This window comes from Corallococcus sp. 4LFB (assembly GCF_046520365.1).
Lineage (GTDB): Bacteria > Myxococcota > Myxococcia > Myxococcales > Myxococcaceae > Corallococcus > Corallococcus caeni.
Map to the genome: position 1 here is coordinate 1 of NZ_JBKGHJ010001134.1, position 840 is coordinate 840.

Annotated in this window: 1 pseudogene; it reads right to left on the minus strand. The window is 75.8% G+C overall.

Annotated elements, in window-relative coordinates:
* Positions 1–24 precede the first annotated feature (24 nt).
* A pseudogene (locus ACLEQD_RS44545) lies at positions 25–840 on the minus strand (plectin 1 isoform 8); the annotation flags it as partial.

The following is an 840-nucleotide window of genomic DNA, read 5'->3' on the forward strand; positions in this document are numbered from 1 at the left end:
GCGCGAGCGCGCGCTCCAGCTCCGTCACCTGCGTCTGGAGCGTCTTGAGCCCGTCCTCCACCACCGCGAGCTGCCGGCGCGCGGCGTCCCGCTCGCCTCCAGCCCCTTCGCGTGGGCGTGCGCCTCCTCCAGCGAGCTGCGCGACCAGTCGCTCTCGCTCTCCAGGGCGCCCATCGCGCCCTTCGCCTCCGCGAGCGCCGTCTCCAGCTGGCTGATGGCCAAGGCCTGCGCGTCGCGCTCGGCGGTCAGCCGCTCCACGTCCGCGAGCACCGACTGGTACTGCTCCTGGACCGCCTCCAGCGCGCCCTGCGCCTCCGACTTGCCGGAGGCCAGCTCCGCCACGCGGTCCTGCGCGAGCCCCAGCGCCTCCTTCGCGCCGACCAGCTCCTCCGCCATCGCCCCGCGCGATTCGCGTTCGGCGTGGAGCTCCTCCGTCAGCCGGGGGAGCTCCGACTCCACCTCCGCCAGCGCGCGCGTGAGGTCCTTGCGGTCCGCCTCCGACGCGGCGAGCTCCGCCTCCAGCGAGGCGAGCTTCGCCTGGGCCAGCTGCAGCCGCTGCTCGTCCTGGGCAGAGCGCGCCGGAGCGCCCGCGCCGCCGCCTTCCTTGCGCGCCTTCTCCAGCGCGGCCTTGAGCTGCGTCACCTCGCCCTCGCGCTCGGCGTACAGCGCGCGCGCCCGGGCCAGGGTCTCCGTCTTCTGCTTCAGGATGCCCCGGAAGAACTCCAGCTTGTCCTCGGGCGAACCGCCCATGGGCAGCCGGGGCTCGGCGGGCTCCGCGAAGGGGTCTCCCTTGCCGGGGCTGCGCGCCGCGGCCGCCGGGGACGGCGGCGTGGTCGTGGG